Genomic DNA, 25359 nt, shown 5'->3' with positions numbered 1-25359 from the left:
CTGCCTTTCGGGCTTTTGCTCTTTACCGGTTGGTGCGAAGCGGGGCCGTGCGATGCGCACGGCCCCGCTTCTCACCTCCGCAGCAGCTGCTCGCAATCGTTTGGAGGCTAGTATTCAGTGTACGAATGATGAGGACCTCTTGCATCGTGCGTTCATTCCTTGATCGGATGCGTCCATCCCAGCGGACGTCTGCGCATCCGGCCCAAACGACGAAATGGAGCTGCGATGCCGCAGACGGCGAAGTCAGGCGTGGTCGCGTCGATCTCGGCATCGGTGATATTCGGTCTAATCTCGCTGCTGACCAGCGAGCTGTCGGCGTTCACCTCCGAAGTGGTTGCAGCGTGGCGGGTCGTCTGCATCGTCGCGCTGATGGCGGTCTTCTTCACGGGACACCGAGACTGGGAGATGATCGGGCGGCTCATTCGCCGCATCGTCCGTGACCCCCGTCGACTCCTCGTGCTGCTGGGGTGCTCGATGATGGTGACCGCGCAGATCTGGGTGTTCATCTGGGGGCCGATGCATGGGCACGCGCTCGACGTCTCACTGGGCTATTTTCTGATGCCGCTCGTCGTGGTCGCCGCCGGGCGCTTTCTGTTCAAGGATCGCCTCGACCGCTGGCAGTGGGCCGCTGTCGCGCTCGCGGCGGTCGCCGTGATCATCGAGGCGCTCATCGTCGGTGGCTTCTCGTGGCCGACTGCGCTGGTCGGCTTCGGGTATCCCATCTATTTCGCGGTGCGCCGTGCGGCAGACATGGACGACGTGCGCGTGTTCTGGCTCGAGATGCTGCTGGCGACTCCGTTCGCCGTCTGGCTGCTGCTGCAGTCGGATGTCGCCGGTGCGCTGGCGCATCAGCCCGGTTCGGCCTGGTGGTCGTTCGTCGCGCTCGGCGTTCTCAGTGGCGTGGCGATGATGCTGTACATCCTCGCCAGTGGTCGGCTGAACCTCACAGTGTTCGGGATGCTCAGCTATCTCGAGCCGGTGCTGCTCTTCGCTGCGGCGCTGCTGCTCGGAGAACAGCTGCTGACGTCTGATCTGTTCGTCTACACGGTCATCGCTGCTGCGCTGGCCTGCATGCTCATCTCGGGACTTCTTCCGCTGCTGCGGAGGGGTCGTGCGGCTCGTCGGCTGCGCTGAGCGCCAGCCAGACCTTCGTGCGCGCCTCGAAGGTGTCGAGGTCGAGGTCGAGCAGTGAGGCGGCACGAGCGACTCGGTTGCGCACAGTGTGTCGATGCACACCGAGACGTGCGGCAGCGGCTTCGGCCTGACCGTTCTCCTCGAGCCAGATGCGCAGGGTTCGGCGCAGCTCGACGCCCTCCGACTCATGACGCTGGTCGAGAGGCGCCAGCAGCTGCGCCGCCACCACTTCGAGCATCGACCCGCGCAGCAGCGTGGGCCAGCCGGCGTCGGCCAGGTCGTCATATCGGGCGATCGAGCCAGCGTCGGCGTCTGCGACGACGCGCCGCGCCTGCTGAATGAGCTGGCTGAGCGGCAGACTGGTGCTGAGCTGTGAGATGCCGGCCCTGACGCGCTCGCGCAGACAGACCTCCAGCACCGAGTCGAGGTTCTCGGTCGGCGAGACGATGGTTGCTCGACCGTCGCGCAGCCCCCAGAAGATCATGCCGTCGCGCTGCATGCGATCGAGGGCGTCGACCAAGGCGGTCGTGCTGTCGATCAGCGCGACGACTGCGCGCTCACCAGTCGGCAGGGCCTCGTTCCAGAGCCGTTCCGCGAGGCGGTTGGCCAAGGCGACGCTCCCCGAGGCGGCGATCTCGATGACACCGTCGCGCAGCACATGCCGCTGCTGGTTGATCGTACGGTTGAACTCCAAGGTGATGCCGGTGAGTGCCAGGACCGACTCGACGACGTCGAGCTGCACGCCGTCGAGCCGGCTCACGCCGCTGAGCACGAGCATGCCGGCGAGCTTCGGCGGCGCTCCGATGGTCTGCACGATGAACTCGGCGCCGTCGGCGCTGATGCGCGCAGCCGAACGTGTGCCGCTGCGCGTGAGACGCTCCATGGCACCGGTGAGCTCCTGCAGCTGCAGGTGCGGAAGCGGGCGCTGTCGGGCTGATCCCATGATCTGCCCGGAGCTGTCGAAGATTGCGACGCCGCAGTCGAGCTGCTTGGCCAGCTCCTGCAAGAGGTCGCCGAGTCTGTTGGAACGCAGAGCCGCCCGTGAGATGGCCCGCTGGGCGTCGAGCCCCCACTGGATGTGCTGCTGGTGCTCGCTGTCGAGCAGATCGTCGGCCTTTCGGATCACCGCGAGGAACGGCACGTGGTAGGGCACTTCGACGAGCGGCAGGCCATGCCTGCGGCACGCGTCGACCAGACCTTCGGGCGGTTCGGTCCACGTCAGGCCGGTGCCCAGCCCCACGCCCACGAGGCCGCCGTCACGCAGTCGAGCCACATACGCGTCGTAGTCGAATCGGGCGACGCCGAACTGGGCTCCGTCGGTGAGCAGCATCTGGCCGGCCGGAAGGAAGCGCATCGGATCGACGAGGTTCGAGCTGTACACCCAGTCGAGCGCAGCATCGAGCAGCTCGGACGTCTCGGCACCCGCCTCATCACCGACGATGGTGCGCAGAGACAGCTCGCCGATGCCGAGCAGGCGACGTATCGTGACTGACATAGACGAATCGTACATCTGCAACTGGTCGAATGGCCGCAACGTACATGCCGAAAGTCGTTGGTCTGATCGTAATGTCAATGCTACGAAGAGTGCATTCCTGCACCCTCAGCTCGATCTGCCCAACGTCGGGCTCGCCACGTCTGCGGCGCGCCATCGACACCGGTATCTGTCGCAAACGAATGGAGTACGTCTCATGACTGAACAGAGCATCCCCGTCGGCGGGCCAACCCTCGCCCAGCACCGCAACCTCGTCACCGCGATTCCCGGCCCGAAGTCGCGTGCACTGCACGAGCGCAAGCTCGCCGCGGTGAGCGCCGGAGTGGGGGTCATGCTGCCCACCTACGTCGTCGCCGCCGGCGGAGGCGTGATCCTCGATGTCGACGGCAACACCCTGATCGACTTCGCCTCGGGCATCGCCGTCACCGGCGTCGGCAACTCGGCTCCTGAGGTCGTCGACGCCGTGCAGCACCAGGTCGCCCAGTTCACCCACACGTCGTTCGCCACGGTTCCGTATGAGTCGTACATCGAGGTCTCCGAGCGCCTGAACGAATTGACTCCCGGCAGCTTCGAGAAGCGCACCGCCCTGTTCAACTCAGGGGCCGAGGCTGTTGAGAACGCAGTCAAGATCGCCCGCAACTTCACCGGAAAAGACGGCATCGTCGCGTTCGACCACGCCTTCCACGGGCGCACCAACCTCACCATGGGGCTGACCGCGAAGGCAGCGCCCTACAAGAGCCACTTCGGGCCGTTCGCAAACGAGCTCTACCGTGTTCCCGGGTCATACCCGTACCGTGACGGACTCACCGGCGAAGAGGCCGCGAAGCGCACGATCAGCGCCATCGAGAAGCAGATCGGCGCCGATTCGGTCGCCGCGATCCTGCTCGAGCCCATTCAGGGCGAGGGCGGCTTCATCGTTCCGGCCGAAGGCTTCATGGCTGCCTTGGTCGAATGGGCGCACAAGAACGACGTGCTGTTCATCTCTGACGAGATTCAGACCGGTCTGGCCCGCACCGGGCGCCTGTTCGCCTCGGAGTACGAGGGCATCGAGCCCGACCTCGTCACGACGGCCAAGGCGATCGGCGGCGGCCTGCCGCTCTCGGCCGTCACCGGTCGTGCCGACGTGATGGATCATCCCCAGGCCGGCGGCATCGGCGGCACCTACGGCGGCAACCCGGCGGCATGCGCGGCAGCGCTCGCCGTCTTCGACAAGGTTGTCGACGAGAACCTGGCCGACCGTGCCCTGCACATCGGCGAGGTCATCACGAAGCGCATGCTCGAGCTGCAGCAGAGCGACCCGCGCATCGGCGAGGTGCGCGGCCGTGGCGCTCTGCAGGCCATCGAACTGGTGCACCCCGAGACCAAGGAGCCCGACGCTCAGCTCACCCACAAGGTCGCCGAGTACGCGCACAAGAACGGTGTCGTGCTGCTGACCGCCGGCACCTACGGCAACGTCATCCGCTTCCTGACGCCGCTGGTCATCTCTGACGAGGTGCTCAACGACGGCCTCGACGTCGTCGTCCAGGCGTTCAAGGAGAACTGAGCATGACCGAGCTCATCGACTACGCCCGCTCGATCAGCGGCCTCTGGATCGACAACGAGTTCGTCGGCGCGCAATCGGGCGAGACCTTCGCCGTCATCGACCCGAGCACTGAGGAATCGTTCGTCGAGGTGGCCGATGCCGGGCTCGCCGATGCCGATCGTGCGCTGGCGTCAGCGCACGAGGCGCAGGTCGCCTGGGCGAAGGCGGCCCCCCGCCAGCGCGGCGAGGTGCTGCGGCGCGCGTTCGAGCTCATGATCGAGCGCCGTCAGCAGCTCGCCGAGCTGATCTCGTTGGAGAACGGCAAGGCGCTTGCCGATTCGCTGGGAGAGGTCGCCTACGCGGCGGAGTTCTTCCGGTGGTTCGCCGAAGAGGCCGTGCGCGTCGAGGGGGAGTACCAGACCGCTCCGGCGGGCGGGGTGCGCAATCTGGTCACGCGTCGGCCAGCCGGCGTCGCCGTGCTGGTCACCCCGTGGAACTTTCCCGCGGCCATGGCCACCCGAAAGATCGGCCCGGCGCTCGCCGCCGGGTGCGCGACCGTGCTGAAACCGGCCAGTGAGACGCCGCTGACCGCCTTGGCGATCGCGCAGATCCTCGCCGAGGCAGGGCTGCCGGCCGGCCTCGTCAACGTGCTGCCCTCGTCGCACACCGCAGAGATCGTCGATCATCTGCTCGACGACCAGCACGTTCGGGTGATCTCGTTCACCGGGTCGACGCCGGTCGGCAAGGTGCTGCTGCGCAAGGCGGCAGACCGCGTGCTCAACACCGCCATGGAGCTCGGCGGCAACGCCGCGTTCGTGGTGGCGGCGGATGCCGATGTCGAGGATGCGGTGGAGGGCGCGCTGGTCGCGAAGTTCCGCAACGGCGGCCAGGCCTGCACCGCAGCGAACCGATTCTTCGTGCACGTCGACATCGCAGAGGCGTTCACTCGGCGCTTCATCGAGCGCACGGCTGCTCTCGTCGTCGGCGCAGGGCTCGCCGAGGGCACCGACATCGGTCCGCTGGTCAACCGCAAGTCAGTCGACAAAGTGACCGAGCTCGTTGACGCTGCGGTGCACGACGGCGCGACCATCGCATATCAGTCCGAGGTGCCTGAGACGGGGTACTACGCCCCGGTGACGGTGCTGACCGACGTGACCCCGGCCTCCCCGGTGTTCACCGAAGAGGTCTTCGGGCCAGTCGCCTCGATCGCGACCTGGTCTGACGAAGACGCACTCATCGAGGCGGTCAACGGCACCGAGTACGGGCTTGCCTCGTACGTGTTCGCCGGTGAGCAGCGACATGCGATCGACATCGCCAACCGCATCGACGCCGGTATGGTCGGGGTCAACCGTGGTCTCGTGTCTGACCCGTCGGTGCCGTTCGGCGGGTTCAAACAGAGCGGTGTGGGGCGCGAGGGCGGCCACGAAGGCATCGAAGAGTACCAGGAGACGCAGTACTTCAGCGTCGCCTGGCCCGGTGCCTGAGACGCTCGTGGACGGCGCCGATCGGCGTCTTGAGGCTGAGGTGCTGCCGGAGGAGGTCTTCGGCAGCACCTCAGCCTTTTTCATGTGTCAGGACGACGCATGTCGTCAGCGCAATGCTGTACGCAGCGGCTAATGAGTGGACGATGTGTCCACTTTGCGTAACCCAGCGTTCACGTGAATGCTGCATAGACTCGTGCACGATTCCACACAGCGGACATCGAGCCGGTGCGCAACCACTCGGTGGACGTTTCCAAGAACAATCTCTTCGGCGCCGCGCGTCGAGGAATGAACAGAGGAACCACAACATGAGTTCTGAGAAGAACGAGAATCCGACAACGCCGCCAACGGAGGCGGTGTTCACCGTCGGTGAGCTTGACCGTGCCGAGCCGGAACCACGCCTGGCCGGCACACTGAAACCCCGGCACCTCTCGATGATCGCCCTGGGTGGCATCATCGGTGCCGGCCTGCTGGTCGCATCCAGCAACGCGATCATCGCGGCCGGACCGGCCGTCATCGTCTCGTACGCACTCGCAGGCGTCGTGATCATCCTGGTGATGCGAATGCTCGGCGAGATGGCATCGGCGAGCCCTGACACCGGATCGTTCTCGACCTATGCCACGAAGTTCATCGGACCGTGGGCCGGTCTGTCGATCGGCTGGCTGTACTGGTGGTTCTGGGTGGTGGTCGTCGGCATCGAAGCCACTGCGGCTGCCAAGATCATCACGAAGTACCTGCCCGGAGTGGATCAGTGGATTCCCGCTCTCGTGATCACCATCCTGTTTCTCGGGCTCAACCTGGTCTCGGTCAAGAGCTTCGGCGAGATGGAGTTCTGGTTCGCCGGCATCAAGATCGTCGCGATCTCGCTGTTCATCCTCTTCGGCATCGGTCTGGTGACCGGGATCATCCCCAGCGCGCATCAGGGGGTCGACTACGGCGCACAGGGCGGGTTCATGCCGAACGGCGTCTCGGGCATCTTCGTCGCGCTGCTGCCGGTCATCTTCTCGATGTTCGGCGCCGAAGTGGCCACTGTGGCCGCAGGCGAGTCGGAGCACCCCGCTCACGCCGTGCGCAAAGCGGTGAACTCGGTCATCTGGCGAATCCTGCTCTTCTACATCGGCTCGATCACCATCATCGTGCTGCTGCTGCCGCACGACAAAGTCGTCTCGGGCAAGTCGCCCTTCGTGAGCGCGCTGGAGTACGTGGGGATTCCCGGCGTCGACGTGCTGATGGACTTCGTCGTGCTGACGGCGCTGCTGTCGACGCTCAACGCGTCGCTGTACACCGCGTCTCGTATGGCCTACTCGCTGGCCGGTCGTGGTGAGGCGCCGCGGGCGTTCCGCAAGGTCAACAAGCACAACACGCCCTACGTGGCCATTCTGGCCTCGGCAGTCGTCGGTCTGATCTCGGTGCTGCTGAACTACACGGTGCCCGACTACGTCTTCGCCTTCCTGGTGAACTCGACCGGCGCGACGGCCATCTTCGTCTGGCTGGTCATCGCCGTCTCACAGCTGCGCAGCCGGCGCATGCTCGCGAAGCAGGGAGTGGTTCCGGGCAAGGCCAACGGCACCATCAAGATGTGGGGCTTTCCCTACATCACCTGGATCGTGATCATCGCACTGGTCGCGCTGCTCGCCTACATGACGTTCAACAAGAGCCTGCAGACGCGCATCGAGCTCTACGTGAGCCTGATCGTCGCCGCGGTGAGCGTCGTCGCCGGTCTGATCGTGCAGCGTCGGCAGAAGCGTCTGGGACTGCTGCCCGACAGCGCCTCGGCGAGTGCGCAGAGCGCTGACGGCGAGTCGAAGTAAGGTTGCTGGCATGACAGAACTCAGCAAACCAGAGATCGACTTTCCGACCGGCCCGGCTCCTGAGAGCCTCGAGATCGAAGACGTCGTCGTCGGCGCCGGAGCCGAGGCCACTGCGGCGTCGACCGTCGAGGTGCACTACCTCGGCGTCGGCTTCGAATCGGGCGAGGAGTTCGATTCGTCGTGGGGACGCGGCGAATCGATCACGTTCCCGCTGCGCAACCTGATCAAGGGCTGGCAGGTCGGCATTCCGGGCATGAAGACGGGCGGTCGGCGCAAGCTGACCGTTCCGCCCCACCTCGCCTACGGGCCGGCCGGCAGCGGCCACCCGCTGAGCGGGCAGACCCTGATCTTCGTGATCGATCTGCTCGACGTGAAGTGAGACTGTGAACGGCGACGGCGACGTCCGTCACTGAGAGGCGCCGGCAGGATGCGAATCCCGCCGGCGCCTCTTCTGCGTCAGAGCTCATCGGCGATGCCGGAATTGGGCTGCACTCGCAGCCGCGCCTTGGGCAGATGCCAGCCGCGCCAGATCGCCAGCACACGGATGGCTGCGATGGTGAGCACGGCCACCACCGTCGCAGTGAGGCCTCCGGCGCCGATCACATGCAGCACCCAGTAGACGACCGCGCCGGCGAATGACGCCGCCGCGTAGATCTCGCGCACCAGCAGGGTCGGGGGAGACTGCGCGACCAGCAGGTCGCGGATGATCTCGCCGGTCACCCCGGTCAGCACCGCAATGATGAAGACGGCCAGCGGCGTCGCATCCGCCGCGATGGCTGCCTTGGCACCGATGACCGACACGATCGCCAGGCCGGCGATGTCGGTCAGCTCGAGCAGCCAGCGGGGGATGCTGACGAAGCGCACGAGGACGAACGCGGCGACGGCCACCGAGAGCACCGTCGACAGAATGACGGGATCGTGCATCCAGTAGACCGGGGTGTTGCCGAGCAGCGTCTCACGCAGCGTGCCGCCGCCGACGGCGCAGAGCAGCCCCACCAGCAGCGCCCCGAAGAAGTCGAGGTGTGCGCGCGCGGCCGCGAGCACACCACTGACGGCGAACGAGCTGATGCCGATCAGATAGACGATGCGAATGATCGCGTCCGCATCCATCTCAGTGCTCCGACTTGTGCAGGGCATCCTCCAACGCGACCCAGCTGAGCATTGCGCACTTCACCCGCATCACGTAGCGACTGACGCCGCCGAGGGCGACTGCATCTCCGAAGCTCTCGACGCTCGGCTCACGCTGCCCGCGAGAGCGCATGATGTCGCGGAACTCGCCGATGAGCTCAAGCGCCTCGGTGCGCGTCTTGCCCTGCATCAGCTCGGTCAGCAGCGATGCGCTGGCCATCGAGATGGAGCAGCCGTCACCCTGCCAGCCGATTGACTCGATGCGGTCATCGGCGTCGACCTGCACGCCGAGCGTGATCTCGTCGCCGCAGGTGGGGTTGACCTGGTGCGAGTGGCCGGTCCAGATGCCGTCGGCGTACCTGCCGTCGCCCCGGCGTTCCCTTGACTCCTCGATGATGACGGTCTGGTAGAGATCCTGCAGGCCGCTCACCGGTCTGCTCCGAAGAAGCCGCGAACGTCTGAGAGCCCGTTGAGAAAGGCGTCGACTTCAGCCTCGGTGGAGTACAGATAGACGCTCGCTCGTGTCGAAGCGGTGACGCCGTAGTGCCGATGCACCGGCTGGGCGCAGTGGTGCCCCACGCGAACGGCGATGCCGCGATCATCGAGAAACTGCCCGACGTCGTGTGCGTGCACCCCGTCGACGTCGACCGAGGCCATGCCCGCGCGATCGACGCCGGCGGCAGGCCCCAGCAGACGCACGCCGGGAATCCGCGAGACGCCTTCGACGAGACGCTGGCCGAGCGCATGTTCGTGGGCGGCGATGCGGTCGAGGCCGATGTGCGAGAGGTAGTCGACGGCGGCGCCGAAGCCCACGGCCTGGGCGACCATCTGGGTGCCCGCTTCGAAGCGGGTCGGAGCGGGCATGAACTCGGTGTGGTCCATGGTCACCGTCGTGATCATCGAGCCGCCGGTGATGAACGGCGGCAGCGCGTTGAGCAGCTCGCTGCGGCCGTAGAGCGCGCCGACTCCGGTTGGGCCGAGCATCTTGTGCCCGCTGAATGCGGCGAAGTCGACGCCGAGCGCGTGCAGATCGAGCGGAAGGTGCGGCGCCGACTGGCAGGCATCGAGCACGGTGCAGGCGCCGACGGACTGCGCCAGCCCGACGAGGCGGCTGACCGGATTGATGGTGCCGAGCACGTTCGAGACATGGGTGAACGCGAGCACCCTGGTGCGCTCACTGACAAGAGCCTCGGCGGAGCTCATGTCGAGCGTGCCGTTCTCGGTGAGCGGGATGTAGCGCAGGGTCGCTCCGGTGTGCGCGGCGACCTCCTGCCAGGGCACCAGATTGGCGTGATGCTCCATCTCGGTGACGACGATCTCGTCACCGGGGCGCAGCACGAACCGCTGCGCGGCCTCGCCGCCACGCCCGGCCGTGGCGTTGACGAACCCGTAGGCGACGGCGTTCAGCGCTTCTGTGGCGTTCTTCGTCCACGCGATCTCGTCATCATCGGCACCGACGAACCCTGCAACCTTGTGCCGTGCCTCTTCGAAGAGCTCGGTGGCCTCGCCGGCGAGCGTGTGCGCCCCACGATGCACGGCGGCGTTGCGCATCTCGTCGAACTCCTGCACGGCGTCGAGCACGCTGATCGGGCGCTGCGCTGTGGCACCCGAGTCGAGGTAGATCAGCTCGTGGCCGCCGATGCGTCGCTCGAGCAGCGGAAAATCGTTGCGAATTCTCTCAACCTCGTCTGGGGGGAGAGCCTCGACTGATGACATGCAGAATCCTTCACTGTAAATGCTCATCCAAGGATAAGTCGGTCGTCAGCCAGACGAAAGGTCACGCGCGTCTGCGCGCACGATGACGAATTGTTTCACAAATGATCACCGGGATTTTGCCCGTCCTCGGCCGACCGCCACACTTGAGGGGTTGTACTCACGATGAAAGGCAGCACCTTGAGAATCTCGAAGAAGAAACTGTTCGCACTGACTGTGGCCATCCCACTGGTCGGGGCTCTGCTCACCGGCTGCGCGAGCGGCAGCTCCGACGCGGCGAAGGGCAGCGAATCGAACCCGGTGAAGATCGGTGTGGTCGGCAAGAGCGACCCGCAGTGGGCTGCCTTCGAGAAGGCGGCCAGCAGCGAGGGCATCCATGTCGACATCGTTGATTTCACCGAGTACACCCAGCCGAACCCGGCGCTCGCTGAGAAGGAACTCGACCTCAACGAGTTTCAGCACATCATCTATCTGGCCAACTCCAATGTGAAGAACAACCAGGACCTGACCCCGATCGGGGCGACGGCGATCTACCCGCTCGGCCTGTACTCGAAGACTCACGAGAGCATCGACCAGATTCCCGAGGGCGGCACCGTGGCCGTGCCCAACGACGAGACCAACCGGGCGCGCGCTCTGGGCGTGCTGGTCGACGCCGGTCTGATCAAGCTGAAGGGGGAGTGGACTGCGGTCGCAGACTCCCGTGACGTCGACGAAGGCGCGTCGAAGGTCAAGGTCAAGGAGCTCTCTGCCGATCAGACGGCGAACGGTCTGCAGGATCTCGACGGTGCGGTCGTCAACAACGACTTCTTGAAGAACGCCGACCTCGTGGGCAAGGAGCCGCTCGCGCAGTCGAAGCCCGATGCCGAGAGCGCCAAACCGTACATCAACATCTTCGTCTCCCGCGCCGAAGACAAGGACAACGAGACGTACCTCAAGCTCGTGAAGATCTTCCAGCAGAACGCAGACGTGCAGGCCGCGCTGCAGGAGTCATCCGGCAACACCGCGACGCCGCTGACCACATCGGCGTCTGAGCTGCAGGATCTGCTCGAGACCACACAGGATCAGATCCAGAACAAGGCCTGATCGCCACCAGTCGGCGAAGACCGGAGGAACGGAACCGGGTTCCGAACCTCCGGTCTCTCTGCTCTCGGCGCCCGTCGAACGGCATCTGCAGCCGAAGCGCACCGTACACCGGGTATCCTCGGGCAGGGAAACCACACTCCGGAAGGACAGCCAGCATGGCACTCATCACTCTGAACGGGGTGTCGAAGACCTACCCTGCGCCGAAGCGCGGAGCCGAGCCGATTCTGGCCGTCGACGACGTCGACCTCGAGGTCGACGAGGGCAGCATCACCGCGATCATCGGCTACTCCGGTGCCGGCAAGAGCACGCTCGCCCGCCTGATCAATGCGCTCGAGCCGGCCACGTCGGGTCGCATCGTGGTCGACGGGCGCGAGATCACCGCGCTGAGCGAGCGAGATCTCAGGCGAGCCCGTCTCGACATCGGCATGATCTTCCAGCAGTTCAACCTGCTCGAGTCGAAGACCGTCGCGAAGAACGTCGAGTTCCCGCTGCGAGTCGCCGGGCGTGATCGTGCCGAACGGCAGGCTCGCGTTCAGGAGCTGCTCGACTTCGTCGGCCTCAGCGATCGCAGCCGCAACTATCCCGAGCAGCTCTCCGGCGGTCAGAAGCAGCGCGTCGGCATCGCCCGTGCGCTCGCGACCTCGCCTCGCATCCTGCTGGCCGACGAGGCGACGAGTGCGCTCGACCCCGAGACGACCCAGGAGGTGCTCGCCCTGCTGAGCCGGGTCAATCGCGAGTTCGGCGTCACGATCGTCATCATCACCCATGAGATGGACGTCGTGCGCAGCATCGCCGACCACGTGGTCGTGATGGAGCACGGGCGCGTCGTCGAACAGGGCGAGGTCTACGACACCTTCTCGAATCCGAAGCAGCACGTCACGCGCCGATTCGTTCGCACGCTGGTCAGCCCGACCCCGCCAGAGACCGAGATGCAGGAGCTCCGCGCGCTGCACCCCGACCGACTGCTCAGCGTGCGGGTGCTCGACGGCGACACCGCTCAGAAAGATCTCGAACACGCGGCAGCAGACCGAGACGACATCGATCTCGAGCTGATCTACGGCGGCGTCAGCACGATCCAGGGCCGCGGCTTCGGCTATCTGCTCTATGAGGTCACCGGCCCGACAGCGGTGGTCGCCGATTTCATCGCCGCTGCCGTCGACGACGCGAATATCGAAGAGGTGGCCTGACATGAAGCCCATCGACTGGAACCAGACCATTCCCGATCTCATCGCGGCGACGGGTGAGACGCTCTACATGGTCGTCATCGCCGTCGCACTGGGCGGGGTGCTCGGGCTGGTGCTCGGACTCGTGCTGTACCTGACCCGCAAAGGCAACCTGCTGGCGAATCGGTTCGTCTTCCAGATCATCAACGTGCTGGTGAACTTCTTCCGCCCGATTCCGTTCGTCATCTTCATCGCTGCGGTGCAGCCGCTCGCCCGCGCGGTGGTCGGCATCGGCATCGGCATCCAGGCGGCGACGTTCACCATGGTGCTCGCGGCCACCTTCGGCATCGCGCGTCTGGTCGAGCAGAACCTGGTCACCGTCAACCCCGGTGTGATCGAAGCCGCCCGGGCGATGGGAGCCGGCCTGCCCCGCATCATCTTCCAGGTGCTGATTCCCGAGGGGCTGGGCGCACTGATCCTCGGTTACACCTTCGCCTTCGTGGCGATCATCGACATGTCTGCGGTGGCCGGTGTCGTGGGCGCCGGTGGACTCGGAAACTATGCGATTCAGTACGGCTACCGACAGGCGAATCCAGTGATCACCTGGACGACCGTCGTGATCATCGTGATCATCGTGCAGGTGGTGCAGGGGCTGGGCAACTGGCTGTCGCGACGACGTCTGCGTCGCTGAAGATGAGACCGCCCCGGTGCACATGACGTGCCCGGGGCGGTCTCATCTCGCACAGCGCCGAGTCTGGCGGCTGCTGCGCTGCGGTCGTGATCAGCCCTGCAGCAGTGCGATCAGGTCGGCCTTGGTCAGACGCGAGTAGCCGCTCAGGCCGCGCTCGCGGGCCAGGGCGCGCAGCTCGGCGACCGTCTTCGCGCTGAGATCAGACTGCACGGGTCGTTTCGCTGCGGCTGCCTTCTGCTTCGAAGCCCCGGTCTGATCAGACCCGGCTGCCCTGCTCGCCGCAGCGGCCTTCTTCGGCGCCTTCGGCGCAGCGACGTCAGGGGTCTTGACGGTCGAGCGCTCGATGAGCCGCTCCTGTGCGCGCTTGGCGAGCTTCTCGAGGGTGGACTCCAGCTGCTTTGCCTGCTTCTTGGCCTCTTTTCCGGCCTTGCCGGCGAGCCGGCGAGCCTCTTTCACCGCCTTCGCAGCTTTCTCAAGTGCCTCTTCGGCGGCCTTCTCGGCCTTCTTGCTCTTCGACATCGTGATCCAGCCTTCCCAATAGACCTGCACTGGCCTGCTGATCGTATCAACTGCGCGTTAACTAAGATGGAGGCATGGTGCAAGACGAACAACATATTCCGGCTCGACTGCGCGAGATCCGAGAGAGCATCGACAACTTCGACGCTGCGCTGATCCACATTCTGGCCGAACGTTTCAAATGCACCCAAGAGGTCGGGTATCTCAAAGCGCGTCATGGCCTGCCCGCGACCGACAGCGAGCGTGAGCGGCAGCAGATCGCACGGCTGAAGGCGCTCGCCGTCGACTCCAACCTCGATCCGGCGTTCGCCGAGAAGTTCCTCAACTTCATCATCGCCGAAGTGATCCATCACCACACCGAGGCGTCGAACCGTCTGAAGCCCTGAGCGCCGGCTCGTGGAACTCTCGACCGTGCTCACCTGGGCGCTTGGCATCCTGATCGCCATCGATCTGACCCTGCGACTCGTGGCCCTGTTCGTCGTGCCGCGCAACCGCACTCCCGCATCGGGCACCGCGTGGCTGATGACGGTCACGTTCTTCCCGCTGATCGGCTTTCTGCTCTTTCTCGCCATCGGCACGAACCATCTGCCCAGACAGCGTCGAGAGAAGCAGCGCGAGGCAGCGCTGCGCATCAACGGCAAGTCGCCGACGCTGCACGTCGAGACTGCTCTGGGCAGCGCACCGGACTGGTTCGTCGAGGTGATCGACCTCAACCAGCGGCTGGGCGGCATGCCGCTCGTGGGCGGCAACCAGGTGCGCATCATGCACGAGACGCTCGAATCGTATGACGAGCTGATCGCCGAGATCGACCGCGCCCGTGAACGCGTGCACGTGCAGTTCTACATCCTCGCCTACGATGAGACGACCGCACCGGTCTTCGCCGCGCTGCGACGTGCCGTGCAGCGCGGCGTGACCGTGCGCATCCTCATCGACTACTGGGCCTCGCGCCGCACCCGCGGCTTCGCCGCGACCAAGCGAGAGCTCGACGCGATCGGCGCGAAGTGGGCCTACACGCTGCCCTTCGAGCCGATGCGAGGGCACATGCAGCGGCCAGACCTGCGCAACCATCGCAAGATCGTCACGGTCGACGGCGAGGTCGGCTTCACCGGTTCGCTCAATCTGGTGCATCCCAGCTACCACAAGCCCAAGGCGATCAGGCGAGGCATGCGCTGGATCGATCTCATGGCCCGTTTCGAGGGGCCGGTGGTCGCCGAGCTCGACGCCGTGTTCGCGACGGATTGGTTCATCGAGGTCGGCGAAGAGATCATCGACGAGTCGTTGCAGAAGCGATTCGCCCGCAACGTCCACGAGCTGCGCGGGCCGGTGCAGTGCCAAGTGGTGCCCAGCGGGCCCGGTTACGCCAGCGAGTCGAATCTGCAGATGTTCCTGGCGCTGCTCTATCACGCTCGCCACAGCGTCGAGATCGTCAGCCCCTACTTCGTGCCCAACGACGCCATGCTGTACGCCCTGTCGAATATTCGCGCGCGGGGGATCAACGTCGACCTCTACGTCTCAGAGATGGCCGACCAGTTTCTCGTGCACCACGCGCAGTGCTCGTACTATGAGCAGCTGCTGCGCATGGGGGTGCGCATCTGGCGCTATCGAGCCCCGTCGCTGCTGCACACCAAGTACGTCGTCGTCGACGATCAGGTCTCGGCTCTCGGCTCGAGCAATATGGACATGCGCTCGTTCACGCTGAACATGGAGGTCACCGTGCTGCTCTACGGCGACGCGACGGCGAACGTGCTGCAGGGCATCGCGCGGCTCTACCGGGGCAGCAGCGTTCAGCTCACCCTGACCGAGTGGAGCACCCGACGGTGGTACAAGCGCATGGCCGACAACATCTGCCGGCTGACCTCTGCGCTGCAGTAGCGGCCTGCACAGTCGCCCGACAGGTGTATCGTGTACACGTTCGCCGTTGGTCGACCGACGGCGTCAGCGTGCGGTCACCGCGATCGTGCGTCGCTTCAATGGGGAAGAATGAAAGAACGATCAGTCATGAACACACAGATTGACAAGACCAAGGGTGGCGTCGACCGCCCCAAGCAGAAGAAGCCGAAGACCACGTGGCTCTATGTGCTCGTGATCGTCGCAGCGGTTCTGGGCATCGTGTTCGGCTTCGTCGCTCCGCATGCCGCGGTGGCCATGAAGCCGTTGGCCACCGGATTCGTCTCGCTGATCAAGATGATGATCGTTCCGATCATCTTCTGCACGATCGTGCTCGGCATCGGGTCGATCGCCAAGGCCGCCACCGTCGGCAAGATCGGCGGTCTGGCCCTCGGCTACTTCATCGTCATGTCGATCGTCGCGCTCGGCATCGGTCTCGTGGTGGGCAACATCATCAAGCCGGGCACGGGCCTCGATGTTTCCGAGCTGCTCGCGAATCCGGCGAAGATTCCGGGTGCCAGCGACGAGGCGACCGATCTGACCGATTTCATCCTGGGCATCATTCCGGCCAGCCTCGTCGAGCCATTCGCCAGCGGCAATGTGCTGCCCGGTCTGTTCGTCGCGCTGCTCACCGGCTTCGCGCTGCAGGGCATGGGCTCGGCCGCCGAGCCCATTCTCAAGGCCATCGGCGCGATTCAGAAAGTCGTCTTCCGCATTCTGAGCATGATCATGTGGGTGGCGCCGATCGGTGCGTTCGGCGGGCTCGCGGCCTTGATCGGGGCCACCGGCTGGGGCGGCCTCGGCAGCCTCGTCTCGGTCATGGTCGGCTTCTACATCACCTGCGCGCTGTTCGTGTTCGTCGTGCTGGGGCTGATCCTCTGGCTGGTCGCACGCGTCAACGTCTTCTCGTTCCTGAAGTACCTGGGCAAGGAGTTCCTGCTGATTCTGGCCACCTCATCGTCAGAGAGCGCGCTGCCGCGCCTGATCGGCAAGATGGAGCACCTCGGCGTCGACAAGGCGGTCGTGGGCATCACGGTGCCGACCGGCTACTCGTTCAACCTCGACGGCACGGCCATCTACCTGACCATGTCTTCGCTGTTCATCGCCGATGCCATGGGCAACCCGATGTCGATTCAGGAGCAGATCGGTCTGCTGCTCTTCATGATGATCGCCTCGAAGGGCGCGGCGGGCGTCAGCGGCGCCGGCATCGCCACACTCGCAGGCGGTCTGCAGGCGGCTCGTCCCGACCTGGTCAACGGTGTCAGCATCGTCGTCGGCATCGACCGGTTCATGTCTGAGGCTCGTGCTCTGACGAACTTCGCCGGCAACGCGATCGCGACCGTGCTCGTCGGCACCTGGACCAAAGAGATCGATCATGCTCAGGTCAAGAAGGTGCTGAGCGGCAACGACCCGTTCGACGAGGCCAACTTCGACGGCGGCCACTGATCGGCGCTGACCGGGCGCGCATGGCCAGCAGGTGCACCCGGTCGGTCTGCAGACGCAGAAGGGGCTGGGCCCGGAATCCTCATTCCAGGCCGAGCCCCTTCGTCATGCCCGACCGACATTCGCCGGCGTCTCGCCGCCTCAGTGCGTCAGAAGAGCTGCCGCCAGTTGGTCTGCGCCAGGTCGAGCAGCTCGTCGCCGCGCCCTGACATCACCGTGCGGATGGCATAGAGTGCGAAGCCCTTCATCTGCTGCGCCTTCACCGTCGGCGGCATCGAGAGCTCCTGCCTGTTGGTGACCACGTCGATCAGCGCAGGCCCGTCGTGGGCGAACGCCGCCTCGAGCGCGGGCCTGAGCTCACTGGGCTTCTCGACCCGCTGGCCGAAGATGCCGGCGCCGGTGGCGAGGTCGGCGAAGTTCGGGTTCTCGAGGCCGGTGCCGTAGTTCACGAAGCCGGCAGCCTTCATCTCGAGCTCGACGAAGTTCAGCGACGAGTTGTTGAACACGACCATCTTGACCGGCAGCTTCGACTGGGTCAGCGTCAGCAGGTCGCCGAGCATCATGGTGAGCCCGCCGTCGCCGCTGAACGTGACGATCTGACGGTCGGGGTGCGCCGACTGGGCACCGATGGCCTGTGGCACGGAGTTGGCCATCGAACCGTGCGTGAACGAGCCGAGCAGGCGCCGGCGGCCGTTCATGGTCAGGTAGCGTGCGGCCCAGACCACGGGAGAGCCGACGTCGGCCAGGAAGACCGCGTCGTCTGCGGCGAGTTCGTCGACGACCTTCGCGACGTACTGCGGATGCAGCGGGCCGTGATCGCGTCGGCCGGGGGTCGCGAGCTCGTCGAGCTTCGCTCTGGTCGACTTGTAGTGTGCGAGCGCGTCTTCCAGATGGCCGCGGTTCTGCTTGCGATCGAGCAGGGGAAGCAGTGCCTGCACGGTATCGCCGACGTCACCCACCAGACCGATGTCGAGCGGTGTGCGATGCCCGAGCTGCTCGCCACGGATGTCGACCTGGACGACCGTCGCATCCTGCGGGTAGAACTGGGGATACGGAAAATCGGTGCCCAGCATGAGCAGCACATCGGCCGCGTCGATGGCACGGTAGCCCGAAGCGAAGCCCAACAGGCCGGTCATGCCGACGCTGAAGGGGTTATCGTACTCGACGAACTCCTTGCCGCGCAGCGCGTGCACCACGGGTGCGCCGAGCGTGTCGGCGATCTGCACCAGCTCGTCGTGGGCACCCTGCACGCCGGCACCGGCCAGAATGGTCACCCTGTCGGCTCCGTTGAGCACGCTGGCGACGTGCTGCAGCTCATCGTCGCTGGGGCGCACCACGGGGTGCGTCCGGACGACTCTCGTCACGCGGCTGTCGAGCGCCTCGGTGAGCGCGACGTCGCCGGGAATGACGAGAACGGCGACGCCTCGGCGTTCGACCGCCGTGCGCATGGCGATCTCGAGCAGGCGAGGCATCTGCTTGGCATTCGAGACCAGCTCGGCATAGACGCTGCACTCGCGGAAGAGCTCCTGCGGGTGGGTCTCCTGGAAGTAGCCGGTGCCGACTTCTTCGCTGGGAATGTGCGCCGCGATGGCGAGCACCGGCGTGCGCGAGCGATTCGCGTCGAAGAGTCCGTTGATCAGGTGCAGGTTCCCCGGGCCGCACGATCCGGCGCAGACGGAGATCTCTCCGGTGAGCTGCGATTCCGCCCCGGCGGCGAAGGCGGCCGACTCCTCGTGTCGCACCTGCACCCAGTCGATGCCGTCGCTGGTTCGGATGGCATCGGTGATGCCGTTGAGCGAGTCGCCGGCGACTCCGTAGATTCGCGACACACCGTTCTTTTCGAGGGTGTCGATGAGGTTCTGCGCGATCGTCGTCATGGTGCTCTCCTCCTGACGGGGGCTGGTGGATGATGAGACGGTGCCGACTATACCGCTGTGGCCCGCGGCAGGACATGCTAGAGTTACCCCCTGCGAAGGGGAGTATCCCGACATCGCCAGGTCGTCAATACGTCAGATGCCATCATCCGACCGGCCGGCGGGCGTCTGCATGACGTGGGAGAGACTTTCGGCCATTGCAGTGCACCGTCGACGGTGCAGTGACCGGCCTCGAGAGGAAACCCCCGCCCATGGAACCCGTTCTGCCCGTCTCGTTCGAAATCGGCTCGACGATCGTCATGCTGCTGATTCTGGTCGCAGATCTGCTGCTGGTTCTCAAACGACCCCATGTGCCGTCGATGAAGGAGGCGAGCCTCTGGGTCGGCTTCTACGTGCTGCTGGCGCTCCTGTTCGCCGGCACCCTCTTCATCATCGGAGACGCTCAGCACGGCAGCGAGTTCATCGCCGGCTGGCTCACCGAGTATTCGCTGAGCATCGACAACCTCTTCGTCTTCGTGATCATCATGTCTCGCTTCGGCGTGCCCAAGAAGTACCAGCAAGAGGTGCTCATGGTCGGCATCATCGTGGCGCTCGTGCTGCGCGGCGTCTTCATCCTGCTCGGTGCTCAGCTCATCGAGAGCTTCAGCTTCGTCTTCTACCTCTTCGGCGCCTACCTCGTCTACACCGCGTGGAAGCAGGCGTTCGGCAAAGAGAACGAGAACGAGGGCCAGGAAGACAACCTCTTCATTCGCACGCTGCGCAAGCGCGTGGCGATCACCGACGAGTTCGACGGCTCCAAGCTGCGAACGACCATCGACGGTCAGCGCTTCTGGACACCGATGATCATCGTCTTTCTGGCGATCGGCAGCACCGATCTGCTCTTCGCCCTCGATTCGATCCCGGCGATCTTCGGCATCACGCAGAACGCCTTCCTCGTCTTCGCCACGAACGTCTTCGCACTGATGGGCCTGCGGCAGCTGTACTTCCTGCTCGGCGGGCTCCTCGAGAAGCTGGAGTACCTCAAGTACGGCATCGCGTTCATCCTGGCGTTCATCGGCGTGAAGCTCGTCTTCCACGCGATGCATGTGAACGAACTGCCGTTCCTCAACGGCGGTCAGCCGATCACGTGGGCGCCTGAGATCAGCACGCTGACGTCGCTGCTGGTCATTCTGGCCTCGATGGTGACCGCAACCGTGGCGAGCCTGGTGAAGGCTCGGAGAGAGGCGCGCCGAAGCGGCGAACACGGACCGCTTCCGGGCGTGCGGCTCTGAACCGCCTCCCGCAGGCGGATGCCGCCGCTGCCTGCGCATCGGTCTCTGCGTGGTAAAATCTCGGCCATGCAGTTCCAGCGGCTTCTTCTTGGGTGCCGCGACGAGATCGAGTTCTGACAGATCCACTCGTCGCGGAGTCTCACCGTGGTCTGAAGCCGAATGGAGAAAAGCGTAGCCAACATGTCAGAGACACAGTCACCAGCATCACACCCTCGCACACTGGCCGAGAAGATCTGGGACGCCCACGTCGTCAGAGCCGGTGAGAGCGGGTCGCCCGATCTGCTCTACATCGACCTGCATCTGCTGCACGAGGTGACGAGCCCGCAGGCGTTCGACGGTCTGCGGCAGGCCGGATGGCCCGTGCGCCGGCCCGATCTCACGATCGCCACCGAAGACCACAACACCCCGACGATCGACATCGATCAGCCGATCGCCGATCCGGTGAGTCGCGTGCAGATCGACACACTGCGTCAGAACGTCAAAGAGTTCGGCGTGCGACTGCATCAGCTCGGCGATGACGATCAGGGCATCGTGCACGTGGTCGGTCCGCAGTTGGGGCTCACCATGCCCGGCATCACCGTGGTCTGCGGTGATTCGCACACTTCGACGCACGGCGCATTCGGCGCCATCGGCCTGGGCATCGGCACCAGCGAGGTCGAGCATGTGCTGGCGACGCAGACGCTGCCGCTCAAGCGGTTCAAGACCATGGCGATCAACGTCGAGGGCACGCTTCGCCCGGGGGTGACGCCCAAAGACATCATCCTCGCCGTCATCGCCAAGATCGGCACCGGCGGCGGTCAGGGCTACATCCTCGAATACCGCGGCTCGGCCATCAGGGCCCTCTCGATGGAGGGGCGCATGACGATCTGCAACATGTCGATCGAGGCTGGAGCCCGGGCCGGCATGGTCGCTCCCGACGAGACCACCTTCGCCTACGTGCAGGGGCGCCCTCATGCTCCGCAGGGACAGGACTGGGACGACGCCGTCACCTACTGGCGCACGCTGCACAGCGATCCCGAGGCCGTCTTCGACCGTGAGGTCACCATCGACGTCGACACGCTCGAACCCTTCGTCACGTGGGGAACGAACCCGGGTCAAGGCGTGCCGCTGTCGTCGTCGGTGCCAGACCCGGCATCCTTCGACGACGACAACGACCAGCGCGAGGCCAGCCGTGCGATCGAGTACATGGGGCTCGACGTCGGCACTCCGATGCGCGACATCGCCGTCGACACGGTCTTCATCGGCTCATGCACCAACGGGCGCATCGAAGACCTGCGACAGGCCGCCTCGGTGATGGACGGACGCCACAAGGCCGCGGGACTGCGCGTGATGGTCGTCCCGGGATCGGCCCGTGTGCGCATGCAGGCCGAGGCCGAGGGCCTTGACCAGATCTTCACCGCGTTCGGAGCCGAGTGGCGTTTCGCCGGGTGCTCCATGTGCCTGGGCATGAATCCCGACCAGCTCTCACCGGGGCAGCGGGCGGCATCGACGTCGAACCGCAACTTCGAAGGCCGACAGGGCAGAGGCGGGCGCACCCACCTGGTGTCGCCTCTGGTGGCCGCGGCCACAGCCGTGCGCGGCACGCTGTCGTCGCCGAGCGATCTCGGCATCTCGAACGACCAGCTGCGGCGCAGCAGGCACTTCGCCCCGCTCGGCGAGCATCCAGTGAGGGCACGACCGATGCCCGCGCCACACACCCGACTGCTGCCAGTGGAGGTGCGCTGACATGGAGAAGTTCACCACGCTGACCGCCGTCGCCGCGCCGCTCAAACTCTCGAACGTCGACACCGACCAGATTCTGCCGGCCGTCTACCTGAAGCGCGTCACCAAGACCGGCTTCGAAGACGCACTGTTCCACCGCTGGCGCCAGAACCCCGACTTCATGCTGAACGACCCCGCGTTCGCACCGGCGCGCATCCTGGTCGCCGGCCCGGACTTCGCCACCGGCTCGTCACGCGAACATGCGGTCTGGGCGCTGCACGACTATGGGTTCCGCGCCGTCTTCTCACCGCGATTCGGCGACATCTTTCGCGGCAACGCAGGCAAGCAGGGGCTGGTCGCCGGCGTGCTCAGCGAGGCCGACACCGAACGGGTCTGGGCGCTGATCGACGAAGACCCGGGGCGTGCGGCGACGGTCGATCTGCTCGACCGCACGCTGACCGTCGGCGACGAGCAGTTCTCGTTCGACATTGATGACGACGTACGATGGAGGCTGCTCGAAGGTCTCGACGACATCTCGTTGACCCTGCGAGACGAAGAGGCGATCAGCCGATTCGAGGCCAAGCGCGCCTCCTGGCGCCCGAAGACACTACCGGCGAGGTCATGACGAGAAAACGACGGCGCAAGGCCGAGTATCCCCTGATCGCGTACGTCGTGGCGCTGATCATCGTGCCGGTCTCGAAGATCCTCGCGCGCTGCGAGTTCCGCGGACTCGACCGGCTGCCCGACGGGCCGTACATCCTCGTCGCGAATCACGTGACGAAGCTCGACCCGCTTCTGATGATCCGCTTCGTCTGGGAGGCACGCCGCATGCCGCACTTCATGGCGAAGGCGTCGCTGTTCAACCTGCCGATCGTCGGCTGGGTGCTGAGCGATTCCGGCCAGATTCCCGTCGATCGGCACGGCCACGGCGGCGCATCGGTCGAGGCGGCGGCCAAATGGCTCGCAGCGGGGCAGACGGTGCAGATCTATCCCGAGGGCACTCTGACCCGTGACCCGAACCTCTGGCCGATGAAGGGCAAGAGCGGCGCGGTGCGCCTGGCGCAAGAGGCGAACGTGCCGATCGTGCCGGTGGGGCAGTGGGGTGCGCAAGAGATTCTGCCGCCGTACGGCAAGGGTCTGCACATCTTTCCGCGCAAGCGATTCACCGTGCAGATCGGTGAGCCGATTCCTGCCGAGCACTTCGCGAATCTGCGCACCGGCGCCGAGTTCGCCGAGGCGACGGCGGATGTCATGGCCGCGATCACCGCAGAGGTCGAGACCCTGCGCGGTCCGAAACCGGTCGAGGCCGCCGGAGACGCCAAGTGACCCGCGCAGCGGTCGTCGGTGCAGGCTCCTGGGGCACCACTTTCGCGAAAGTGCTCGTCGACGCGGGCTGTGAGACCACGGTGCTCGCCCGACGAACCGAGGTCGCCGAACAGATCAACGGTCAGCATCGAAACGAGCAGTACCTTCCCGAGGTGGCGCTTCCCGAGTCGCTGCACGCGACCGTCGACCCGCATGATGCGCTGACGCACAGCGACCTGGTCTTTCTCTCGGTGCCCTCGCAGCAGCTGCGAGGGAGCCTCTCGGCGCTTAGAGCGAACCTGCCGAGCGACGCCGTGCTGGTCAGCCTGATCAAGGGGCTGGAACGCGGCAGCATGCTGCGGATGAGCGAAGTGCTCGTCAGCGAGATCGACTGGGACATCGGGCGTCTCGGCGTGCTGAGCGGCCCGAACATCGCCCGTGAGCTCGCGGCGGAGGAGCCCGCCGCTGCGGCTGTGGCCTCTGCAGACCTCGGCCTGGCCGAGTGGGTGGCGCAACAGGTCACCAATCGGTATTTCTCGGCGTTCGCCAACGACGACGTCGCCGGCACCGAATACGGCGGGGTGCTGAAGAACCTGATCGCGCTGGCCGTCGGCATCGTCACCGGTGTGGGCTATGGCGAGAACACCAAGGCCGCGATCATCACCCGCGGTCTCGAAGAGATCAGCCGATTCGCGGTCGCCCTCGGCGGGCATCCCGAGACGCTGGTCGGTCTCGCCGGTCTCGGCGACCTGATCGCCACCTGCGAGTCGCCGCTGTCGCGCAACCACACAGCCGGGCGTCTGCTCGGGCAGGGGCATCCGCTCGACGAAGTCGTGCACCGCATGCAGCAGACGGCAGAGGGCATCGGATCGGTGCGCCCTGTGCTCGACCTGGCTCGCGAACACGGCGTCGAGATGCCGATCGTCACCCAAGTCGCTCAGGTGCTCGACGGGCGCATGAACCCCGCCGATCTCACCGTGCACATCACACCCCGCAACGAAGAGGCCCTGGCCGACGCCACGGCCGGAGGAGACAGCATCCGATGACGAAGCAGAGAGTCGCGGTCGTGTTCGGCGGTCGCTCGAGCGAACACGCGATCAGCGTCGCGACGGCAGGCGGGGTGCTCGGGGCGATCGACCGCGAACGCTTCGACGTGGTGCCGGTGGGCATCACATCGGCAGGGCGCTTCGTGCTGCAGCCCGATGACGCGGGCCGCTTTCAGCTGGTCGACGGCATGCTGCCCGAGCTGGCCCCATCAGACACGACTGTGGTCTGGCCCAGCGGCACAGAGGATCACCATCTGAGAGCCATCGCCGACGACGGCACGGTCGCCGACCTCGGCGAGATCGACGTGGTGCTGCCGCTGCTGCACGGGCCGTTCGGCGAAGACGGCACGATTCAGGGGCTGCTCGCGCTGGCCGATCTGCCCTACGTCGGCTCGGGCGTGCTCGCCTCGGCCGTCGGCACAGACAAGGAGTACACGAAGATCGTTCTCGAGGCCGCCGGCATCGAGGTCGGACGCTACGTGACCGTGCGTCCCGACGAGTACCGCGCCGCACCCGCAGAGGTGCACGGCCGGGCGGCCGGTCTCGGCCTGCCGCTCTTCGTGAAGCCCGCCCGTGCCGGGTCGAGCGTGGGCGTCTCGAAGGTGACCGAAGACACTGAGCTGGATGCGGCGCTCGACGTCGCGTTCGCCGAAGACGACAAAGCCCTGATCGAAGCGGGCGTCACCGGTCGTGAGATCGAACTGGGCGTGCTCGGCTCGCTGCACGGCTCTGGCACCCGCGTCAGTTCGGTCGCTGGCGAGATCGTGGTCTCGGGCCAGGGATTCTACGACTTTGAGGCCAAGTATCTGGCCGACAGCCCGGCCCGTACGGTCTGCCCCGCCGACGTCACCGACGATGAGCTCGCCGAGCTGCGCCGAGTGGCCAAAGCCGCGTTCGAGGCCCTCGACTGCCACGGGCTGTGCCGCGTCGACGTCTTTCTGACGGCTGACGGGGTCGTGGTCAACGAGGTGAACACTATCCCCGGATTCACCCCGATCTCGATGTTCCCCCAGCTGTGGCACGCCTCTGGTCTCGACTACGGCGATCTGATCACCGATCTCATCGAGCAGGCGCTCGAACACGAGCCGCTGCGCTGAG

The 25359-nt window shown here is 65.6% G+C and carries 23 protein-coding genes; 17 read left to right on the top strand and 6 right to left on the bottom strand.

Annotation, left to right across the window (positions count from 1 at the left end):
• Nucleotides 1-225: 225 nt before the first annotated feature.
• Complete coding sequence (rarD, locus tag LRX77_RS02600; protein ID WP_231831284.1) at nt 226-1134, top strand: EamA family transporter RarD; 909 nt, start codon at nt 226-228, stop codon at nt 1132-1134.
• On the opposite strand, the gene LRX77_RS02595 is transcribed toward rarD, so the two are convergent.
• Nucleotides 1076-2629 carry a helix-turn-helix domain-containing protein gene (locus LRX77_RS02595; protein ID WP_231831283.1) on the bottom strand — a complete coding sequence of 518 codons (1554 nt, stop codon included), beginning with the start codon at nt 2627-2629 and terminating at the stop codon, nt 1076-1078. The genes rarD and LRX77_RS02595 overlap by 59 nt on opposite strands.
• A 193-nt stretch (nt 2630-2822) precedes the next feature.
• Here LRX77_RS02595 and gabT point away from each other — a divergent pair, with 193 nt between their 5' ends.
• The 4 genes from gabT to LRX77_RS02575 all read left to right on the top strand — a co-directional run bounded on the left by gabT (nt 2823) and on the right by LRX77_RS02575 (nt 7819).
• Complete coding sequence (gene gabT / locus LRX77_RS02590) at nt 2823-4169, top strand: 4-aminobutyrate--2-oxoglutarate transaminase (RefSeq protein ID WP_231831282.1); 1347 nt, start codon at nt 2823-2825, stop codon at nt 4167-4169.
• 2 nt (nt 4170-4171) lie between these two features.
• Entirely contained in the window at nt 4172-5632 is a 1461-nt protein-coding gene (locus LRX77_RS02585; protein ID WP_231831281.1) for an NAD-dependent succinate-semialdehyde dehydrogenase, read from the top strand.
• A 305-nt stretch (nt 5633-5937) separates the two neighbouring features.
• Entirely contained in the window at nt 5938-7440 is a 1503-nt protein-coding gene (locus LRX77_RS02580; RefSeq protein WP_231831280.1) for an amino acid permease, read from the top strand.
• A 10-nt stretch (nt 7441-7450) separates the two neighbouring features.
• Nucleotides 7451-7819, top strand: coding sequence for an FKBP-type peptidyl-prolyl cis-trans isomerase (locus LRX77_RS02575; protein ID WP_231831279.1), 369 nt, complete (start codon nt 7451-7453; stop codon nt 7817-7819).
• Between the two features lie 77 nt (nt 7820-7896).
• Here LRX77_RS02575 and LRX77_RS02570 read toward each other — a convergent pair whose 3' ends face one another.
• The 3 genes from LRX77_RS02570 to LRX77_RS02560 are packed head-to-tail and all read right to left on the bottom strand — an operon-like array spanning nt 7897 to nt 10284.
• A complete protein-coding gene (locus tag LRX77_RS02570; protein WP_231831278.1) occupies nt 7897-8550 on the bottom strand; it encodes a trimeric intracellular cation channel family protein in 654 nt (217 codons plus the stop codon).
• A 1-nt stretch (nt 8551) separates the two neighbouring features.
• Nucleotides 8552-8998 carry a Fe-S cluster assembly sulfur transfer protein SufU gene (gene sufU / locus LRX77_RS02565; protein WP_231831277.1) on the bottom strand — a complete coding sequence of 149 codons (447 nt, stop codon included), beginning with the start codon at nt 8996-8998 and terminating at the stop codon, nt 8552-8554.
• Entirely contained in the window at nt 8995-10284 is a 1290-nt protein-coding gene (locus LRX77_RS02560) for a cysteine desulfurase (protein WP_231831276.1), read from the bottom strand. Before LRX77_RS02560 ends, sufU begins: the two co-directional genes overlap by 4 nt.
• 177 nt (nt 10285-10461) lie before the next feature.
• Here LRX77_RS02560 and LRX77_RS02555 point away from each other — a divergent pair, with 177 nt between their 5' ends.
• The 3 genes from LRX77_RS02555 to LRX77_RS02545 all read left to right on the top strand — a co-directional run bounded on the left by LRX77_RS02555 (nt 10462) and on the right by LRX77_RS02545 (nt 13218).
• On the top strand, nt 10462-11364 hold the full coding sequence (locus LRX77_RS02555) for a MetQ/NlpA family ABC transporter substrate-binding protein (protein WP_231831275.1): 903 nt from the start codon (nt 10462-10464) through the stop codon (nt 11362-11364).
• 155 nt (nt 11365-11519) lie between these two features.
• The gene (locus LRX77_RS02550) at nt 11520-12551 is read left to right on the top strand and encodes a methionine ABC transporter ATP-binding protein (protein WP_231831274.1); all 1032 of its coding nucleotides are present in this window, start codon (nt 11520-11522) and stop codon (nt 12549-12551) included.
• A gap of 1 nt (nt 12552) precedes the next feature.
• Complete coding sequence (locus tag LRX77_RS02545; RefSeq protein WP_158042487.1) at nt 12553-13218, top strand: methionine ABC transporter permease; 666 nt, start codon at nt 12553-12555, stop codon at nt 13216-13218.
• 90 nt (nt 13219-13308) lie between these two features.
• Here the strand turns inward: LRX77_RS02545 and LRX77_RS02540 are convergent, their stop codons facing one another.
• Entirely contained in the window at nt 13309-13737 is a 429-nt protein-coding gene (locus tag LRX77_RS02540; RefSeq protein WP_231831273.1) for a Rho termination factor N-terminal domain-containing protein, read from the bottom strand.
• A gap of 74 nt (nt 13738-13811) precedes the next feature.
• On the opposite strand from LRX77_RS02540, the gene LRX77_RS02535 reads away from it, so the two are divergent.
• From LRX77_RS02535 to LRX77_RS02525, 3 genes are all read left to right on the top strand, one after another.
• Entirely contained in the window at nt 13812-14120 is a 309-nt protein-coding gene (locus LRX77_RS02535; protein WP_231831272.1) for a chorismate mutase, read from the top strand.
• A gap of 10 nt (nt 14121-14130) precedes the next feature.
• A complete protein-coding gene (gene cls, locus LRX77_RS02530; protein WP_231831271.1) occupies nt 14131-15606 on the top strand; it encodes a cardiolipin synthase in 1476 nt (491 codons plus the stop codon).
• A 126-nt stretch (nt 15607-15732) separates the two neighbouring features.
• Nucleotides 15733-17067: a cation:dicarboxylate symporter family transporter gene (locus tag LRX77_RS02525; RefSeq protein WP_231831270.1), complete on the top strand. Its 1335-nt coding sequence runs from the start codon at nt 15733-15735 to the stop codon at nt 17065-17067.
• Between the two features lie 146 nt (nt 17068-17213).
• Here the strand turns inward: LRX77_RS02525 and poxB are convergent, their stop codons facing one another.
• Nucleotides 17214-18941 (bottom strand): ubiquinone-dependent pyruvate dehydrogenase, encoded by a 1728-nt coding sequence (poxB, locus tag LRX77_RS02520; RefSeq protein ID WP_231831269.1) that lies wholly within the window; start codon nt 18939-18941, stop codon nt 17214-17216.
• Nucleotides 18942-19189: 248 nt separating this feature from the next.
• On the opposite strand from poxB, the gene LRX77_RS02515 reads away from it, so the two are divergent.
• From LRX77_RS02515 to LRX77_RS02490, 6 genes are all read left to right on the top strand, one after another.
• On the top strand, nt 19190-20209 hold the full coding sequence (locus LRX77_RS02515; protein WP_231831268.1) for a TerC/Alx family metal homeostasis membrane protein: 1020 nt from the start codon (nt 19190-19192) through the stop codon (nt 20207-20209).
• Between the two features lie 180 nt (nt 20210-20389).
• On the top strand, nt 20390-21934 hold the full coding sequence (leuC, locus tag LRX77_RS02510) for a 3-isopropylmalate dehydratase large subunit (RefSeq protein WP_231831267.1): 1545 nt from the start codon (nt 20390-20392) through the stop codon (nt 21932-21934).
• Nucleotide 21935: 1 nt separating this feature from the next.
• Complete coding sequence (gene leuD, locus LRX77_RS02505) at nt 21936-22535, top strand: 3-isopropylmalate dehydratase small subunit (RefSeq protein WP_231831266.1); 600 nt, start codon at nt 21936-21938, stop codon at nt 22533-22535.
• A complete protein-coding gene (locus tag LRX77_RS02500; RefSeq protein ID WP_231831265.1) occupies nt 22532-23236 on the top strand; it encodes a lysophospholipid acyltransferase family protein in 705 nt (234 codons plus the stop codon). Before leuD ends, LRX77_RS02500 begins: the two co-directional genes overlap by 4 nt.
• Nucleotides 23233-24261, top strand: coding sequence for an NAD(P)H-dependent glycerol-3-phosphate dehydrogenase (locus LRX77_RS02495; RefSeq protein WP_231831264.1), 1029 nt, complete (start codon nt 23233-23235; stop codon nt 24259-24261). The genes LRX77_RS02500 and LRX77_RS02495 overlap by 4 nt, the downstream gene beginning before the upstream one ends.
• A complete protein-coding gene (locus tag LRX77_RS02490) occupies nt 24258-25358 on the top strand; it encodes a D-alanine--D-alanine ligase family protein (protein ID WP_231831263.1) in 1101 nt (366 codons plus the stop codon). Before LRX77_RS02495 ends, LRX77_RS02490 begins: the two co-directional genes overlap by 4 nt.
• The last annotated feature ends 1 nt before the right edge of the window (nt 25359 follow it).

The sequence above is a fragment of the Pseudoclavibacter sp. 13-3 genome, from assembly GCF_021168475.1.
Taxonomy (GTDB): domain Bacteria; phylum Actinomycetota; class Actinomycetes; order Actinomycetales; family Microbacteriaceae; genus Pseudoclavibacter_A.
Note: the sequence above shows the minus strand (reverse complement) of the source record. Positions and strands in the feature narration are given on the sequence as shown.

Bases quoted from the DNA above. Each gene is read 5' to 3' on its own strand.
- poxB (WP_231831269.1), bottom strand. From the start codon at position 18,941: ATGACGACGATCGCGCAGAACCTCATCGACACCCTCGAAAAGAACGGT.
- LRX77_RS02550 (WP_231831274.1), top strand. From the start codon at position 11,520: ATGGCACTCATCACTCTGAACGGGGTGTCGAAGACCTACCCTGCGCCG.
- LRX77_RS02560 (WP_231831276.1), bottom strand. From the start codon at position 10,284: ATGTCATCAGTCGAGGCTCTCCCCCCAGACGAGGTTGAGAGAATTCGC.
- LRX77_RS02570 (WP_231831278.1), bottom strand. From the start codon at position 8,550: ATGGATGCGGACGCGATCATTCGCATCGTCTATCTGATCGGCATCAGC.
- LRX77_RS02575 (WP_231831279.1), top strand. From the start codon at position 7,451: ATGACAGAACTCAGCAAACCAGAGATCGACTTTCCGACCGGCCCGGCT.
- LRX77_RS02515 (WP_231831268.1), top strand. From the start codon at position 19,190: ATGGAACCCGTTCTGCCCGTCTCGTTCGAAATCGGCTCGACGATCGTC.
- LRX77_RS02535 (WP_231831272.1), top strand. From the start codon at position 13,812: ATGGTGCAAGACGAACAACATATTCCGGCTCGACTGCGCGAGATCCGA.
- LRX77_RS02580 (WP_231831280.1), top strand. From the start codon at position 5,938: ATGAGTTCTGAGAAGAACGAGAATCCGACAACGCCGCCAACGGAGGCG.
- gabT (WP_231831282.1), top strand. From the start codon at position 2,823: ATGACTGAACAGAGCATCCCCGTCGGCGGGCCAACCCTCGCCCAGCAC.
- LRX77_RS02525 (WP_231831270.1), top strand. From the start codon at position 15,733: ATGAACACACAGATTGACAAGACCAAGGGTGGCGTCGACCGCCCCAAG.
- LRX77_RS02540 (WP_231831273.1), bottom strand. From the start codon at position 13,737: ATGTCGAAGAGCAAGAAGGCCGAGAAGGCCGCCGAAGAGGCACTTGAG.
- LRX77_RS02545 (WP_158042487.1), top strand. From the start codon at position 12,553: ATGAAGCCCATCGACTGGAACCAGACCATTCCCGATCTCATCGCGGCG.
- leuD (WP_231831266.1), top strand. From the start codon at position 21,936: ATGGAGAAGTTCACCACGCTGACCGCCGTCGCCGCGCCGCTCAAACTC.
- LRX77_RS02490 (WP_231831263.1), top strand. From the start codon at position 24,258: ATGACGAAGCAGAGAGTCGCGGTCGTGTTCGGCGGTCGCTCGAGCGAA.
- LRX77_RS02585 (WP_231831281.1), top strand. From the start codon at position 4,172: ATGACCGAGCTCATCGACTACGCCCGCTCGATCAGCGGCCTCTGGATC.
- rarD (WP_231831284.1), top strand. From the start codon at position 226: ATGCCGCAGACGGCGAAGTCAGGCGTGGTCGCGTCGATCTCGGCATCG.
- LRX77_RS02595 (WP_231831283.1), bottom strand. From the start codon at position 2,629: ATGTCAGTCACGATACGTCGCCTGCTCGGCATCGGCGAGCTGTCTCTG.
- leuC (WP_231831267.1), top strand. From the start codon at position 20,390: ATGTCAGAGACACAGTCACCAGCATCACACCCTCGCACACTGGCCGAG.
- LRX77_RS02500 (WP_231831265.1), top strand. From the start codon at position 22,532: ATGACGAGAAAACGACGGCGCAAGGCCGAGTATCCCCTGATCGCGTAC.